General features: G+C 68.9%; 11 protein-coding genes and 2 pseudogenes. 5 read left to right on the top strand and 8 right to left on the bottom strand.

What is annotated here, in order from left to right:
- The 5 genes from ACKVMH_RS06690 to acnD all read right to left on the bottom strand — a co-directional run.
- Positions 1-755, bottom strand: a 755-nt coding sequence (locus ACKVMH_RS06690; RefSeq protein ID WP_412699696.1) for an outer membrane beta-barrel protein, incomplete at its 3' end; no start/stop codon positions are given.
- Between the two features lie 190 nt (positions 756-945).
- Complete coding sequence (locus tag ACKVMH_RS06685; RefSeq protein WP_215218565.1) at positions 946-2,076, bottom strand: OmpA family protein; 1,131 nt, start codon at positions 2,074-2,076, stop codon at positions 946-948.
- Positions 2,077-2,253: 177 nt separating this feature from the next.
- Positions 2,254-3,705: a bifunctional 2-methylcitrate dehydratase/aconitate hydratase gene (locus ACKVMH_RS06680; protein ID WP_412699695.1), complete on the bottom strand. Its 1,452-nt coding sequence runs from the start codon at positions 3,703-3,705 to the stop codon at positions 2,254-2,256.
- Between the two features lie 62 nt (positions 3,706-3,767).
- Positions 3,768-4,976 carry a 2-methylaconitate cis-trans isomerase PrpF gene (gene prpF / locus ACKVMH_RS06675; protein ID WP_412699694.1) on the bottom strand — a complete coding sequence of 403 codons (1,209 nt, stop codon included), beginning with the start codon at positions 4,974-4,976 and terminating at the stop codon, positions 3,768-3,770.
- A 54-nt stretch (positions 4,977-5,030) separates the two neighbouring features.
- On the bottom strand, positions 5,031-7,643 hold the full coding sequence (gene acnD, locus ACKVMH_RS06670; RefSeq protein ID WP_215218568.1) for a Fe/S-dependent 2-methylisocitrate dehydratase AcnD: 2,613 nt from the start codon (positions 7,641-7,643) through the stop codon (positions 5,031-5,033).
- A gap of 222 nt (positions 7,644-7,865) precedes the next feature.
- Between acnD and ACKVMH_RS06665 the strand changes: the two genes are divergently transcribed.
- The 5 genes and pseudogenes from ACKVMH_RS06665 to ACKVMH_RS06645 form a co-directional block, all read left to right on the top strand.
- A complete protein-coding gene (locus ACKVMH_RS06665; RefSeq protein ID WP_412699693.1) occupies positions 7,866-8,888 on the top strand; it encodes a Vgb family protein in 1,023 nt (340 codons plus the stop codon).
- Positions 8,889-8,994: 106 nt separating this feature from the next.
- Positions 8,995-11,046 (top strand): oxidoreductase, encoded by a 2,052-nt coding sequence (locus ACKVMH_RS06660; protein ID WP_412699692.1) that lies wholly within the window; start codon positions 8,995-8,997, stop codon positions 11,044-11,046.
- Between the two features lie 361 nt (positions 11,047-11,407).
- Complete coding sequence (locus ACKVMH_RS06655; protein ID WP_215218571.1) at positions 11,408-11,866, top strand: cell wall hydrolase; 459 nt, start codon at positions 11,408-11,410, stop codon at positions 11,864-11,866.
- A gap of 108 nt (positions 11,867-11,974) precedes the next feature.
- A pseudogene (locus ACKVMH_RS06650) lies at positions 11,975-12,301 on the top strand (glutathione S-transferase family protein); the annotation flags it as partial.
- Positions 12,294-12,704, top strand: a pseudogene (locus ACKVMH_RS06645) (glutathione binding-like protein); the annotation flags it as partial. The pseudogenes ACKVMH_RS06650 and ACKVMH_RS06645, both read left to right, overlap by 8 nt.
- Positions 12,705-12,770: 66 nt before the next feature.
- Here the strand turns inward: ACKVMH_RS06645 and prpC are convergent.
- The 3 genes from prpC to ACKVMH_RS06630 are packed head-to-tail and all read right to left on the bottom strand — an operon-like array spanning position 12,771 to position 16,084.
- Positions 12,771-13,919: a bifunctional 2-methylcitrate synthase/citrate synthase gene (gene prpC / locus ACKVMH_RS06640; protein WP_412699691.1), complete on the bottom strand. Its 1,149-nt coding sequence runs from the start codon at positions 13,917-13,919 to the stop codon at positions 12,771-12,773.
- A 3-nt stretch (positions 13,920-13,922) separates the two neighbouring features.
- Positions 13,923-14,813, bottom strand: coding sequence for a methylisocitrate lyase (prpB, locus tag ACKVMH_RS06635; protein WP_412699690.1), 891 nt, complete (start codon positions 14,811-14,813; stop codon positions 13,923-13,925).
- A complete protein-coding gene (locus tag ACKVMH_RS06630) occupies positions 14,810-16,084 on the bottom strand; it encodes a hypothetical protein (RefSeq protein ID WP_412699689.1) in 1,275 nt (424 codons plus the stop codon). The genes prpB and ACKVMH_RS06630 overlap by 4 nt, the downstream gene beginning before the upstream one ends.
- Between the last annotated feature and the right edge of the window lie 24 nt (positions 16,085-16,108).

Below are 16,108 nucleotides of genomic sequence, written 5' to 3'. Positions count from 1 at the left end.
CCCTTCAGGTCGATCGAGACCGGCACCGGGCAACCGTCCGGACCGATGGTCTGGCCGGCCTGCGAACCCGGGCACTTGTCGTCGCAGTTGTTGACGCCGTCACCGTCGTCGTCCAGGTCCGCGCAATTCGGGGCGGCCACCGGCGGCGGCGGCGGTGCGACGACGGCCTTGGCACCCAGCGGCACCACGAGGCCGACCGAGGCCAGCACGTCGCCGAACCAGTTCTCGCTCGGGTTGGCGACCGACTGGTCGTCCAGGTCCGCGCGGTAGGCCAGTTCGGTGCGCAGCAGCATGTTGTCGGCCACCGCGCCCTGCACGCCGAAACCGATCTTGGCGGCCAGGTTGCCGTCCTCGCGCTCACCCGGCGAGTTGGTGCTCGGGAACGCGTCGTACTCCTCCTCCGAGCGCTGGAAGCCCAGGCCCATCACGGCGTACGGGTTCCAGCTGCGGCCTTCGGCCAGGAAGTGGCGGCGCAGGTCGATCGACAGACCGTACTGGCTCCAGTTCATGTCCTGGTTGGCGTCGAAATTCGGGTTCTGGTAGTTGAGCTCGCCGTCCACCGACCAGTTCGGGTTGACGAACTTGCCGATGCCCAGGGCCAGGAACGGGGCGTTGTTGGTGCCGCGATTATTGTCCTGCAGGTTCATGCCGGCCGAACCGGTGACGTACCAGCGATCGTCGAACTCCTGGGCGTTGACAGCCGGGGCAAGCGCCAGGCCCGCCAGCAGCGCGGTGCTCAACAGACGAATCTTCATGGGGAACTCCTTCGGGGGGAAATGGGAACGGCAGTCCAAGGGAGTGCCGGAGCGTCGTGTCAGACCGCGCGAATCATACACATTCAGGATGATGTACAGGACCCTGCCCTGCCCGGCAAAAACGAAGCCCGGCACACGGCCGGGCTTCGGGTGACACCGGGCCACGTCAGTGGCCCGCGGGCTCATGCGCTCAGTTCTGCGCGTTGAGCTCGGTACGGCGGTTGGTCTCGTTCTTGCACTCCGGCAGGGTCTGCGGAGTCGAAACCAGCGGACGGCTCTCGCCGTAGCCGTTCGGACCGGCCAGGCGCGACGCGTCAACGCCGTTGCTGGTCAGGTAGTCGTACACCGCGGTGGCGCGACGCTCCGACAGCGACTGGTTGTAGGCGTCCGAACCGCACAGGTCGGTGTGGCCGGCAACCTCGACGCGCAGGTCCGGGTAACGCTGCAGGATCTGCACCGCCTCGCTCAGGATCGCAACCGCGTCCGGACGCAGGGTCGACTTGTCGAAGTCGAAGTTCACGCCCTTCAGGTCGATCGAGACCGGCACCGGGCAACCGTCCGGACCGATGGTCTGGCCGGCCTGCGAACCCGGGCACTTGTCGTCGCAGTTGTTGACGCCGTCACCGTCGTCGTCCAGGTCCGCGCAGCTCGGCGCGACCGGGGCCGGGGCGACCGGGGCCATCGGCTCCGGACCCAGCGGCACGACCACGCCGACCGAGGCCAGCACGTCGCCGAACCAGTCGGCGCCGTCGTCGCGCGGCACGTCGTCGCTCAGGAACGCGCCGACGCTGTCGTCGTCCGCGTCGATGCGGTAGGCCAGCTCGGTACGGATCGCGACGCGACCGACGTCACCCTGCACGCCGAAGCCGAGCTTACCGGCAACGGTGCCGTCCTCACGCTCGCTCGGGGCGCCGTTGCGCTCGAACCGCGCCGGCAGAAGCGGGTTGCTCGGGTCGAACTCTTCTTCCGCGCGCTGGTAGCCCAGGCCCATCACCACGTACGGGTTCCAGGCACGGCCCTCGGCGATGAAGTGGCGACGGACGTCGAACGAGATGCCGTACTGGCTCCAGTTCAGGTCCTGGTTACGGTCGGCCTGCGGGTTCTGGTAGTTCAGCTCACCGTCGACGGACCAGTAGGGGTTGATGAACTTGCCGACGCCGATCGCACCGAACGGCGCGTTGCGGGTGCCGCGATCGTTGTCCTGGATATTCATGCCGGCGGTACCGGTGACATACCAGCGATCGTCGAATTCCTGCGCGCTGGCCGTGCCGACCATCGACAGACCACCCAGCAGGGCGGCGCAGAGGAGTTTCTTATTCATTTGTATCTCCTTGTTCAAGTTCAATTGGAAACCGCGTCTGCGAGATCCTTACCGTTGGGGGGACGGTCGCCTGGAGGACGCCATCGGTGCGGAGGTTAGGTTTGGGTCCGTGAAGATCATGTTAACTCCGGCCTAACATTCCGGGGAGTTCCCCAAGGGCAGGATTTCCCTCAGGGATCATTCAGGCCGGAACAACCCAATAAACTCCTTCACCGCCAGCGACTCCAATGCCTGCGGGTTGTTCGCAAGCGCCATCAGCCGATCGGCGCGGGCGGCAGGCAGGCGGCCGCGAATGGCACGCTCGAATTTTTGCATGAGCACCGGTATCCCCTCCGCGCGCCGCTTGCGGTGACCGATCGGATAATCGATCGAGACTTCGCCGGTATCGGTGCCGTCGCGGAAGAACACCTGCACCGAATTGCCGATATAGCGTTTATCCGGATCGAAGTAGTCGCGGGTGAAACGCGGATTCTCGCTGACCACCATCTTCGCCCGCAGGGCATCGATACGCGGGTCGGCGGCGATGGCATCGGTGTAGTCAGCGGCCTCGAGGCGGCCAAGCAGCAGCGGCACGGCGACCATGTACTGCAGGCAGTGGTCGCGGTCGGCGTAGTTGGACAGCGGACCGGTCTTGTCGATGATGCGCATGCCCGCCTCCTGGGTGCGGATCTCGATGCGCTCGATGTCGTCGATGCGTTCTTTGACCTGCGGATGCAGGCGCATCGCGCACTCGACCGCCGTCTGGGCGTGGAACTCGGCCGGGAAGCTGATCTTGAACAGGATGTTCTCCATCACGTAGCTGCCGAACGGGCGTTCGAACTCGAACGGCTGGCCATTGAAGGCGACGTCGTAGAAGCCCCAGGTCGGCGCGGAGAGCGCGCTCGGGTAGCCGACCACGCCGTCGACCGCATTCAGCGCATGGGTGACGGCGCGACGACAGGCGTCGCCGGCGGCCCAGCTCTTGCGCGGGCCGGTGTTGGGGGCGTGCCGGTACGTCCGCAGCGTGCCGTTGTCGATCCAGCTGTGCGAGACGGCGGTCCAGATCGCCTCCACGTCGCCGCCGAGCATCCGCGTGGCGACGGCGGTCGAGGCGAGCCTGACCAGGATCACGTGGTCCAGTCCGGCCCGGTTGAAGGAATTCCTGAGCGCGTAGCAGCCCTGGATCTCGTGCGCCTTGATGGCGTAGCCGAGCACGTCGCGCACGGTCATCGGGGTGGCGCCGTCAGACTCGGCGCGCCGGCCCAGGTAGTCGGCCACGGCCAGGATGGCACCGAGGTTGTCGGAGGGATGGCCCCACTCCGCCGCCAGCCAGGTGTCGTTGAAGTCGAGCCAGCGGATCTGCACGCCGATGTTGTAGGCGGCCTGCACCGGGTCGAGCTCGTGGTGGGTGAATGGAACCCGCGCGCCGCCCTTCATGTCCGCACCGGGCACCAGCGGGCCGAGGTGGCGCACGCAGGCCTCGTGGTCCATCGCCAAGGCGGCGCAGGCCAGCGAGTCCAGCAACATGTAGCGGGCGGTATCAAAGGCCTCGCGGGAGTCGACGGTGTAACCGGCGACGTAGCGGGCGACGTCGAGCATCGGCCCGTCCGGCTCGGGACGGGCGGCGGAACGGCGGTCGTGCGGGCTCATGGCGCTTCCTCCAGGTGAGAGGCATCGCCCATTGTGCCGCCGCCTGCCGGCGCCCCCCGTGATCAGCCCTGCACGGTGTCCGCCGGGACGCGCACCGCACCGTCCATCAGCACCCGTGCGCTGCGGCTCATCACCGCGCGGGTGACCGTCCAGCGCCCGTCGACTTCGACCGCTCCCGCGCCGACGCGCAGGGTGCCGGAAGGATGACCGAACCGCACGGCGTCGCGCGGGCCACCGCCGGCCGCGGCATGCACCAGCGTGCCCGGGATGGACGCGGCGGTACCGATCGCGACCGCGGCGGTCCCCATCATCGCGTGGTGCAGCTTGCCCATCGACAACGCGCGGACCAGCAGGTCGACGTCGCCAGCGCCGATGGCCTTCCCGCTGGAGGAGACGTGGTCGGCCGGCGGCGCGACGAATGCGACCTTCGGTGTGTGCTGGCGGGTGGCGGCCTGTTCGACGGAATCAATCAGGCCCATGCGGACAGCGCCGTGCGCGCGGATCGCCTCGAAGTTCGCCAGGGCCTGCGGGTCGCCATTGATGGCGTCCTGCAGCTCGGTGCCGGTGTAGCCCAGGTCGGCCGCGTTGAGGAAGATCGTCGGGATACCCGCGTTGATCATGGTCGCCTTGAAGGTGCCCACGCCGGGCACCTCGAGGTCGTCGACCAGCTGGCCGGTGGGGAAGATGCCGTTGGATGGTCCCGCGCCCTCGCCTTCGTCGGCGGGGTCGAGGAATTCCAGCTCGATCTCCGCCGCCGGGAAGGTCACGCCGTCGAGCTCGAAGTCACCGGTTTCCTGCACCTGGCCGCCGGTCATCGGCACGTGGGCGACGATGGTCTTGCCGATGTTGGCCTGCCAGATCCGCACGGTGGCGATGCCGTCGCGCGGCACACGCCCGGGGTCGACCAGCCCGGCGCTGATGGCGAACGGCCCGACCGCCGCGCTGAGGTTGCCGCAATTGCCACTCCAGTCGACGAACGGCTGGTCGATCGAAACCTGGCCGTACAGGTAGTCGACGTCGTGGTCGGGCACGGTGGCCGTCGACACGATCACGCACTTGCTGGTGCTCGATGTCGCCCCGCCCATGCCGTCGGTGTGCTTGCCATACGGATCGGGCGAACCGATCACCCGCATCAGCAGCGCGTCGCGCACCGCACCCGGCACCTGCGCGGCGGCAGGCAGGTCCTGCAGGCGGAAGAACACGCCCTTGCTGGTGCCGCCGCGCATGTAGGTGGCGGGGATCCTGAGTTGCGGGGCGTGGGTCTGCGGCATTGGAATTCCTGGCGATCGGTTCTGCTGATGGAGGGGTCGAGGAGCGGTGGCGGGTTATGCCACCTTGGCCGCTTCGAAGAAGTCGTTGGCGAAGCGCTGAAGCACGCCGCCCGCTTCGTAGATCGACACTTCCTCGGCGGTGTCGAGGCGGCAGGTCACCGGCACATCAAGCCGCTCGCCGTCGCGGCGGTGGACCACCAGCGTCAGCGTCGCGCGCGGCGCCGGGGTGCCGGTGACGTCGAAGGTTTCGGTGCCGTCGATCCCGAGCGTGTTGCGGTCGGTGCCCGGCAGGAACTCCAGCGGCAGCACGCCCATGCCGATCAGGTTGGTGCGGTGGATGCGCTCGAAGCCCTCGGCCGCGATCGCCTCCACGCCGGCCAGCCGCACGCCCTTGGCGGCCCAGTCGCGCGAGCTGCCTTGGCCGTAGTCGGCGCCGGCGATGATGATCAGCGGCTGGCGACGCTCCATGTAGGCCTCGATCGCTTCCCACATGCGGGTGACCGTGCCCTCCGGCTCGATCCGCGCGAGCGAGCCCTGCTTCACGTTGCCGGCCTCGTCGCGCACCATCTCGTTGAGCAGCTTGGGGTTGGCGAAGGTGGCGCGCTGCGCGGTCAGGTGGTCGCCACGGTGGGTCGCGTAGGAATTGAAGTCCTCCTCGGGCAGGCCCATCTTTGCCAAGTACTCGCCGGCCGCGCTCGTCGCCAGGATCGCGTTCGAAGGCGACAGGTGGTCGGTGGTGATGTTGTCGCCGAGCACCGCCAGCGGACGCATCCCGCGCAGCGTGCGCTCGCCCGCCAGACCGCCCTCCCAATAGGGTGGGCTGCGGATGTAGGTGCTCTGCGGGCGCCAGTCGTACAGCGGGCTGACCTTCTCGCCATGCTCGACGCTGACCCGGAACATCGGCTCGTAGACCTGCCGGAACTGCTCGGGCTTGACGCTGGTCGCCACGATCGCGTCGATCTCCTCGTCGGTCGGCCAGATGTCCTTGAGCGTGACCGGGTTGCCCTGCGCATCGTTGCCGAGCACGTCCTTCTCGATGTCGAAGCGCACGGTGCCGGCGATCGCGTAGGCGACCACCAGCGGCGGCGAAGCGAGGAACGCCTGCTTGGCGTACGGATGGATGCGGCCGTCGAAGTTGCGGTTGCCCGACAGCACGGCGGTCGTATAGAGGTCGCGTTCGACCACTTCCTTCTGGATGACCGGGTCCAGCGCGCCGCTCATGCCGTTGCAGGTGGTGCAGGCGAAGCCGACGATGCCGAAGCCCAGCTGCTCCAGCTCCGGCAGCAGGCCCGAGTCCTCGAGGTACAGCTGCACCGCCTTGGAGCCGGGCGCGAGCGAGGTCTTGACCCACGGCTTGCGCGTGAGCCCGCGGGCATTGGCATTGCGCGCGATCAGGCCGGCGGCGATGACGTTGCGCGGGTTGCTGGTGTTGGTGCAGCTGGTGATCGCCGCGATGATCACCGCGCCATCGGGGATCAGGCCTTGCGCTTCCTCGGCGCGCGCGGCGTCGAGGTTGCCGGCGATGCCGCGCTCGGCCAGTGCCGAAGTCGGCAGTCGGCGGTGCGGGTTGGACGGGCCGGCCATGTTGCGCACCACGCCCGACAGGTCAAACGTCAGCGTGCGCTCGTACTGCGCGGTGGCCAGTGCGTCCGCCCACAGGCCGGTGTGCTTTGCATACGTCTCGACCAGCTTGACCTGGGCGTCGTCGCGCCCGGTCAGGCGCAGGTAGTCGATGGTGTTGTCGTCGATGAAGAACATCGCCGCGGTCGCGCCATACTCCGGCGCCATGTTGGAGATGGTGGCGCGGTCGCCAAGGGTGAGCGCGGACGCGCCCTCGCCGCGGAACTCCAGGTAGGCGCCGACCACCTTCGACTGCCGCAGGAACTCGGTCAGGGCAAGCACGATGTCGGTGGCGGTGATGCCGGGTTGCGGCCTGCCGGTCAGCTCAACGCCGACGATCTCCGGCAGTCGCATCCACGATGCGCGGCCCAGCATCACGCTCTCCGCCTCCAGCCCGCCCACGCCGACCGCGATCACGCCCAGCGCATCCACGTGCGGGGTGTGGCTGTCGGTGCCGACCAGCGTGTCGGGGAACGCCACGCCGTCGCGCGCATGCACCACCGGCGACATCCGCTCCAGGTTGATCTGATGCATGATCCCGTTGCCCGGCGGGATCACGTCGACGTTGCGGAACGCCTTCTTCGTCCAGTTGATGAAGTGGAAGCGGTCGAAGTTGCGACGGTCCTCGATCGCACGGTTCTTGGCGAACGCATCCTTGTCGAACCCGGGTGCTTCCACCGCCAGCGAGTGGTCGACGATCAGCTGCGTCGGCACCACCGGGTTGACCTGCGACGGGTCGCCGCCACGCCGGGCAATGGCGTCGCGCAGGCCAGCCAGGTCGACCAGCGCGGTCTGGCCGAGGATGTCGTGGCACACCACGCGGGCCGGGAACCACGGGAAGTCCAGGTCACGCCGACGCTCGATCAGCTGGGTCAGGTAAGCGGTCAGCATCGACGGATCCGCGCGCCGTACCAGGTTCTCCGCATGCACGCGCGAGGTGTACGGCAGCGTGTCGTAGGCGCCGGGCTTGATCGCCTCGACGGCGGCGCGGGTGTCGAAATGGTCGAGCGCGGTGCCTGGCAGCGGCTTGCGGTATGCGGTGTTCATGCGGTCGGGGGTCTCTTGCGTGAAGCAGTGACGCGGCGGTGCACTCGACGCCCCGCACGAGGGGACCGCCGAGCGGCTGGAAGGGTCGGTGCCGCGGAAACGAAGTGGCGCAATTATCGCACCCGCCCGACGTGGGGGCATCCGCGGGCGCGCAGGCTCGCCGGCATTGGCCGTGGGCGGGCGTATATGCTGGGAACGCCTTCGCCCATGTGAGGAGTTGCCGTGAACCGTCCGGTCTTTTCGCGCATCGCGTTGTTGGCCCTGCTCGCCCTGTTGCTGGGGGCCGCGCCGGCGGTGGCCTCCGCCCCGGACGGAGCCGCCGTCCAGATCCGGGAATGGCAGGTCCCCTGGCCCGATACCCGGCCACGCGACCCCGCCGTCGCCCCCGATGGACGCATCTGGTTCGTCGGCCAGTTGGGCAACTACCTGGCGGTGTTCGACCCGGACACAGAAGCCTTCGACCGCCACGACCTGCCCGCCGGCACCAAGCCGCACACCGTGGTGGTGGACCGCGATGGCTTTCCGTGGATTGCCGGCAACGGCAACGGCACGATCCTGAAGTTCGACCCCGGCAGCGGCGAATTCACTACTTACCCGGTGCCGGAGACTCCCGGCGTCGACACCCGCGACCCGCACACCTTCGCTTTCGATGGGCGCGGCGGCATCTGGTTCACCATGCAGCGGGGCAACGCGATCGGCCGGATCGACATGGACTCCGGCGCCATCCGCGTCATCCCGGTGCCGAGCAGGGGCGCCCTGCCCTACGGCATCCTGGCGGACGACGACGGCCGCGCCTGGGCCGTGTTGCTGGGCAGCAACCGCTTGGCGACGGTCACGCCGGAAACCCATGACCTGAAGGAGATCGAGCTGCCGCGCGCACAGGCGCGATTGCGCCGGGTGGGCCTGACCGACAACGGCCGGGTCTGGTACGGCGACTTCACCCAGGGCTACATCGGCGCCTACGACCCGGCCGACGGCGTGTTCGAGGAGTGGAAGACGCCTTCCGACCGCTCCGGCCCGTATGCAATGACGACCGACGACCGGGGCCGGGTGTGGTTCGTGGAAACCGGCCCGCAGCCGAACCTGCTGCAGGGGTTCGACCCGGCCAGCGGCAAGTTCCTGCCCGCGACCGCGATCCCCAGTGGCGGCCGCTCGGTGCGCCACATGGTGTTCGACCCGAACACCCGGAGCCTGTGGTTCGGTACGGATACCAATCGGTTGGCACGCGCGCGCGTGCCGGACTGATCGGACGGGTACCGCTGCGGCGCGGCACCCGGTACCCGCCTCGCGGCTTGTGCGGGCCTGCTGATCGCGGCATCGTGGCCAATTCCATACGCACGCGTATTCCCGAATGACGGTCACCGCCCCCGACGCATCCCCGCGTCATCCGCTGTACCCGCACCTGTTCGCACCGCTCGACCTGGGGTTCTGCACCCTGCCCAACCGGGTGCTGATGGGCTCGATGCACACCGGACTGGAAGACCACGCGCGCGACTTCCCGCGGCTGGCGGCGTACTTCGGCGAGCGCGCGGCGGGCGGCGTCGGATTGATGGTCACCGGCGGCTTCTCGCCCAACATCACCGGCTGGCTCAAGCCGTTCGGCGGCAGCCTGGCGTGGCGCTGGCAGGTCGGCCGCCACCGCCAGGTCACCGATGCCGTGCACGCGCACGGCAGCCGGATCTGCCTGCAGATCCTCCACGCGGGGCGCTACGGCTATCACCCGCTACAGGTCGCCCCAAGCCGATTGAAATCACCGATCCATCCCTTCACGCCCCGGGCGCTGGGCGCGCGCGGGATCGAACGCCAGATCCGCGCGTTCGCCAATACCGCCCGGCTGGCGCGGGACGCCGGCTACGACGGGGTCGAAGTGATGGGCTCGGAGGGCTACCTGCTCAACCAGTTCACCGCGCCGCGCACCAACCGTCGCGAGGACGCGTTCGGTGGCGATGCGACGCGACGGATGCGGTTCGCGGTGGAGATCGTGCGCCGCATCCGCGAAGCCTGCGGGCCGGATTTCATCCTCATCTACCGGTTATCGATGATCGACCTGGTCGAGGGTGGACTGGCATGGGACGAAGTGGTTCAGCAGGCGCGCGCGGTCGAGGCCGCTGGTGCGACCATCATCAACACCGGCATCGGCTGGCACGAGGCCCGGGTGCCGACGATCGCAACCTCGGTGCCGCGCGGTGCGTTCGCCGGTGTCACCGCGCGACTGAAGCCGGAAGTGTCGGTACCGCTGGTGGCGACCAACCGCATCAACATGCCCGACGTCGCCGAAGGCATCCTCGCCTGCGGCGCCGCCGACATGGTCTCGATGGCCCGTCCGCTGCTGGCCGACCCGGCGTGGGTGGCCAAGGCGCGCGAGGCGCGGGCGGTCGAGATCAACACCTGCATCGCCTGCAACCAGGCCTGTCTGGACCATGTCTTCGAGAACCGCACGGCCAGTTGCCTGGTCAACCCGCGCGCCTGCCACGAGACCGAGCTGGCCTACCTGCCCACCTCGTCGCCACGGCGCATCGCGGTGGTCGGTGCCGGCCCGGCGGGGCTGGCCAGTGCGACCGTCGCCGCCGAGCGTGGGCACCGGGTCACCCTGTTCGAGGCCGCCGACGCCATCGGCGGGCAGTTCAACCTCGCCCGCCGGATCCCGGGCAAGGAGGAGTTCAACGAAACCGTGCGCTATTTCGATGACCGCCTCCGCCGCACCGGGGTCGACCTGCGCCTGGGCACGCGGGCCGACGCCGCCGCGCTGGCGGGTTTCGATCACGTGGTGCTGGCCACCGGCGTCACCCCGCGCGCGGTGACCTTCCCCGGCGCCGGCCATCGCAAGGTGGTCGGTTACCGCGACGTACTGACCGGAGCAGTCGTGGTCGGGCAACGGGCGGCGATCATCGGCGCCGGCGGCATCGGGTTCGACGTCGCCGAGTTCCTGGTCGAATCGGGCCCCTCGCAGGCACTCGATGTGACCCGCTGGCACGCCGAATGGGGCGTGGATACGGGTTACACCGACGCCCGCGGCGGGCTGGTGCCCGCCCGGGCCGAGGCGCCCGCGCGGGAGGTCTGGCTGTTGCAGCGAAGCGAGGGCAAGCCGGGCGCCCGGCTGGGCAAGACCACCGGCTGGATCCACCGCGCCACCCTCCGTAAGCGCGGTGTGCAGACCTGGGCGGGCGTGGAATACCTCAAAGTGGACGACGCGGGCCTGCACATCCGGCGCGACGGCGTGGAGCAGGTCCTGCCGGTGGACCACGTGGTGGTGTGCGCCGGGCAGGAGCCGTTCCGCCCGCTGCAGGCCGAGCTGGTGGGCGCCGGGATCCCCACGACGGTCATCGGTGGCGCCGACGTGGCGTCCGAACTCGACGCAAAGCGGGCGATCCGCCAAGGCACCGAGGTCGGCGCGGCCCTCTAGGTGGACGAAACCTGAATACGCTTAACGGCGCGACGGCCCCGGCCAGCTCCCGTAACTACCTGAACAGGCAGGTTTTCGTGTCCCGCATCACGAAACGGACGGAATTTTGTCGCCGCTTGTCAAGCGCGTTTGTTCACACCCCGTTTATCTAGCCGCCGCTACCTTGCGCCAACTTTTCCAGCCGCCCACCGCGGCCACCCACCACCGAGCCGCCTTCTGCGGTCCCCGGTGACGGGGCAAAGCGCGCCAGAGAGCCGCCGCCCTCCCCAGTACGCCATGCCGTTCGCCCACGTGGATCCCCGCCCTCGCCCGAGGTGCGGCCCCCCGAGTGCGGCCGGCGCAACGGAGCAAGGAGTACGACATGAAACTCGCGTGGATCCTGTGGCTGGCCTCGGTGCTGCCACCGCAAACCGCCGATTCGCTGTGTTTGAGCACCACGCTGTACCTGGAAGCCCGCAACCAGTCCGTGCAGGGCCAGCAGGCGGTCGCCGAGGTCGCCCTGCGCCGCCGCGACAGCGGCCTGTGGGGAGACAGCGTCTGTGAGGTCGTGACGGCCCGCAAGCAGTTCGCCCCGACCCTGGTCTCGCCCAACACCCGGCTGAGCAACACCGAGGCGTGGGCCGCGTCGGTGACGGTCGCACTGGAGGCCCAGCGCAACTGGCAGCTGCCGCCGGGCGAGCGCCAGGAGATCGTACCGGGCGCAAGCCACTTCGCCGCGCTGGCGATCGCCAGCCCAAGCTGGCGCAACGCCTACCAGGTCGCGAAGATCGGTGACCACACCTTCCTGAAGGTGCAGAACCTCGCCCCGCGCGGGTCCTGACCCTGCCGTAACGCAGCGTTGCGACAACGTGCGCGAGTATCCCCGACGGGTCGGCGACAATGCCGGCCCGTCGTCGTTTGACGACACGCAATCGCTACGGAGGCATGCATGAAGCTGTACACCAAGCCAGGCGCCTGCTCGACCGCCGACCACATCGCACTGCAATGGACCGGTGGAACGTTCGAGGTGGAAGTCTTGGACGCGGAGACGATGAAATCGCCGGAGTATCGCGCGATCAATCCCACCGGCGCCGTCCCGGCCGTCGTGGATGGCGACTTCGTGCTGACCCAGAATGCCGCGATCATGGGCTACATCGCCGACACCTTCCCCGACGCCGGCCTCGCGGGCGATGGCAGCGCGCGGCAGCGTGCGCAGGCGGTGCGTTGGCTGTCGTTCGTCAACTCCGACGTGCATCCGGCCTTTACCCCACTGTTCGNACACCTTCCCCGACGCCGGCCTCGCGGGCGATGGCAGCGCGCGGCAGCGTGCGCAGGCGGTGCGTTGGCTGTCGTTCGTCAACTCCGACGTGCATCCGGCCTTTACCCCACTGTTCGCGCCCGGCAAGTTCCATCCCGACCAGGCCGAGCACGCCACCGTGCAGGACGCGGCGCGCACCCGCCTGCGCGGCCTGTACGAGGCCGCCGACCGCCAGCTGGCGGGCCGCGACTGGCTGGCCGGGTTCCGCAGCGTCGCCGATCCCTACCTCTACGTGACCCTGCGCTGGGCGAGCCGGCTGGGCATCGACCTCTCGGGGCTCGACAACGTCAATGCGTTCAAGTCACGAATGGATGCCGACCCGGGCGTGCGCGCCGCGCTGGAGGCAGAAGGGCTGGCGTAACCCCCTTCCCCCCGTCCACAAAAAAGGCCGCGCAATTGCGCGGCCTTTTCGTTGCTGCGGTACCGCTCAGCGGCTTTCGATCGGCACGTATTCGCGGTCTTCCGGCCCGGTGTAGTTGGCGCTCGGGCGGATGATCTTGCCGTCCTCGCGCTGCTCGATCACGTGCGCGCTCCAGCCGGTGGTGCGGGCGATCACGAACAGCGGGGTGAACAGCGGGGTCGGGATGCCCATCATGTGGTACGCGCTGGCGCTGTACCAGTCGAGGTTCGGGAACATCTTCTTGGTGTCCATCATCAGGTTCTCGATGCGCTCGCTGACATCGAACAGCACCTGGTTGCCGCCGTCGCTGCAGAGCTTGCGGCTGATCTCCTTGATGATCGGGTTGCGCGGGTCGCCCACCGTGTACACCGGATGGCCGAAGCCGATCACGATTTCCTTGCGCTCCATCCGCGCACGGATGTCGGCCTCGGCCTCGTCGGCAGTCGCGTAGCGGCTGATGATGTCCATCGCCACCTCATTCGCACCACCGTGCTTGGGCCCACGCAGCGCGCCGATGGCGCCGGTCAGGCACGAATGCAGGTCCGAGCCGGTGCCGGCGATCACGCGCGCGGTAAACGTCGACGCGTTGAACTCGTGCTCGGCGTACAGCACCAGCGACTTGTCGAGCGAATCGGCGTGCAGGGCGCTCGGCGGCTCGCCATGCAGCAGGTGCAGGAAGTGCGCGGCCACGCTGTCGTCGTCGGTCTCGACATCGATGCGGCGGCCGTTGCGGGTGAAGTGCCACCAGTACAACAGCATCGAGCCGAAGGACGCGATCAGTCGGTCGGCGATGTCGCGCGCCTCGCTGGCCGGGTGGCCGTCGCGCTCGGGCAGCACGGTGCCGAGCACCGAGCAGCCGGTCCGCAACACGTCCATGGGGTGGGCGTTGGCGGGCACCAGTTCCAGCGCCTCGGTGACGATCGCCGGAAGGCCGCGAAGGCGACGCAGCTTGGTCCGGTAGGCGTCCAGCTGGGCACGGGTGGGCAGCGCGCCGTGCACGAGCAGGTGGGCCACCTCCTCGAACGTGGACCGGGTGGCCAGGTCCTTGATGTCGTAGCCGCGGTAGTGCAGGTCGTTGCCGCTGCGGCCGACGGTGCACAGCGCGGTGTTGCCGGCCGCGGTGCCCGACAGGGCGACCGACTTCTTGGGCTTGGGCAGGGTGTTGTTGTCACTCATGGCTTATTCCTTGTCCTGCTGCTGCGCGAACAGCGCGTCGAGTTTGTCTTCGTACGTGTGGTAGCCGAGGAAGTCGTACAGCTCGGCGCGCGTCTGCAGCGTGTCGATGATGTTCTTCTGGGTGCCCTCGCGGCGCACCGTCTCGTAGAAGTGCAACGCGGCCTTGTTCATCGCCCGGTACGCGCCGCAGCAGTACAGCGCGATGTCGACGTTGGCCTCGCGCAGCTCGTCGGTGGTGAAGAAAGGTGTCGAACCGAACTCGGTCAGGTTGGCCAGGATCGGCACCTTCACCGCCGCCTTGAACTTGCGGTAGTCGTCGAGCGACCTCATCGCCTCCGGGAAGATCATGTCGGCGCCCGCCTCGACGTAGGCGACGGCACGCTCTATCGCCGAGTCGATACCCTCCACCGCGGCGGCGTCGGTGCGCGCCATGACCACGAAGCCGTGGTCGACGCGCGCATCGACCGCGGCCTTGACCCGGTCGACCATTTCGTCGCGGCTCACCACTTCCTTGCCGGGCCGGTGGCCGCAGCGCTTCTGGCCGACCTGGTCCTCCATGTGCACCGCGGCGACGCCGGTGCGCTCGAAGCTGCGGATCGTGCGGGCGATGTTGAACGCCCCGCCCCAGCCGGTATCGATGTCGACCAGCAGAGGCAAGGCGGTGGCTTCCACTATCCGGCGCGCGTCGGTCAGCACGTCCTCCATCGTCGAGATGCCCAGGTCCGGCATGCCCAGCGAGTTGGCGGCGACTCCGCCGCCGGACAGGTACAGCGCCTTGTAGCCCACGCGCCTGGCCATCAGGCCGGCATAGGCGGTGATGGCACCCATCACCTGCAACGGGGACTCGGTGGCGACGGCCTCGCGGAAGCGCGCGCCGGCGGAAATGTGGCTCATGGGTTCTCCACGTGGGGTGGCAAGCCGGTGATTCTATCCGAGCGGCCCGATGCGCCCGTTGCACGCTCCCGGCCGCGCGTCACCAGCGCACACAGGACCGGCAGGAGCAGCAGCATCGCCAGGAAGTACCTCCCCTGCACCTCGAAGACCAGGTGGACCAGACCGAACGCGAGCAGCCACAGCATCGGCAGCCAGCGCAGGTGCCCCGACGATCGTTGCCTCCACGCGACCAGCAACGCCAGTACATAGAACACGCCGGTGAGGAGGCGATACACCAGTTGTTCGGCCACGGCGACGGCCCGGACGGTGCCGGCCTGTGGCCGCTCGCCGGAGGACGGCGACTCCATCAGCCACGCCCACGCAAACGGTGGCGGCGCGACGATCTGCGGAACCTTGCAGGCCATCACCGCTGCCCAGTGCGATACCGGCTGCTTCTGGAGGCGCTCCATCACGGCCTGGCCCAGGGGCTTGCCCAGGTCGGACCGCATCGTGGCCGTGGCCCCGGGCGACCACCGGCCGCAGTCGGCGGGGCGTGTGGACGAGGCGAGCAGGCCCGAATACAGCGTCACCGACGAGTTCGTCCGGATCGCGCCGCTGCGTTCGGCCTGGGCCCGCAGTGCGGAGTCGAAGCCGAAGCCCGCCAGCGCCCCGGCGAACAGCAGCCCTGCAGCCAGAAGCAGCGCGTTGGAGCGGAGCTTGCGGCCCACCCACCAGGCCAGGACCAGCAGCCCGCCCAGGGCGGTCAGCACCAGCAGGAACTGCGGACGGGTGGACACCGCCGCGGCCACCGCGAGGATGGCCACTGCCGCCGAACCGTACCGGCCCGGTCGCGCCGGTGGATGCAGGATCAGCACCAGCCCGAGGCCGAGGCTCGCCGAGGCGAGCAGGTCGAGCTGGACGATTCCGTAGTACGGCGCCAGCAGCAGCAGGTACAGCGCGACCAGGTGCGCCATCCATTTGCCCGGCGCCGGGTCGGCGCGCCGGGCCAGCATCAGCGTGGCGCCTGCCGCGGCCAGGTTGAGCCCGAGCATGGTGACGTGCGGCGAAGCACCGAGCCGCTTGAGCCAGCCCAGCAGGACCAGCACCGCGCCGCCGCGCTCGTAGCGGGCCGGGTCGCCCGCGGCCTCCCAGTAGTAGCGCCAGTCACTGAAGGGCTCCGGAGCGACCTGGAGGGCGAGGATGGTCGCCAGGACGACGATCCCGGCGATTTCCAGAAGCAGAAGCGTGCGGTCGCTCGTCCTGCTTCCGGTGCGCGATGCGATTGTTGCCATGGGCTCCCTGCTCCCCCTGTCCAC

The sequence above is a fragment of the Lysobacter zhanggongensis genome, from assembly GCF_046638635.1.
GTDB classification, from domain to species: Bacteria; Pseudomonadota; Gammaproteobacteria; order Xanthomonadales; family Xanthomonadaceae; genus Novilysobacter; species Novilysobacter luteus.
Note: the sequence above shows the minus strand (reverse complement) of the source record. Positions and strands in the feature narration are given on the sequence as shown.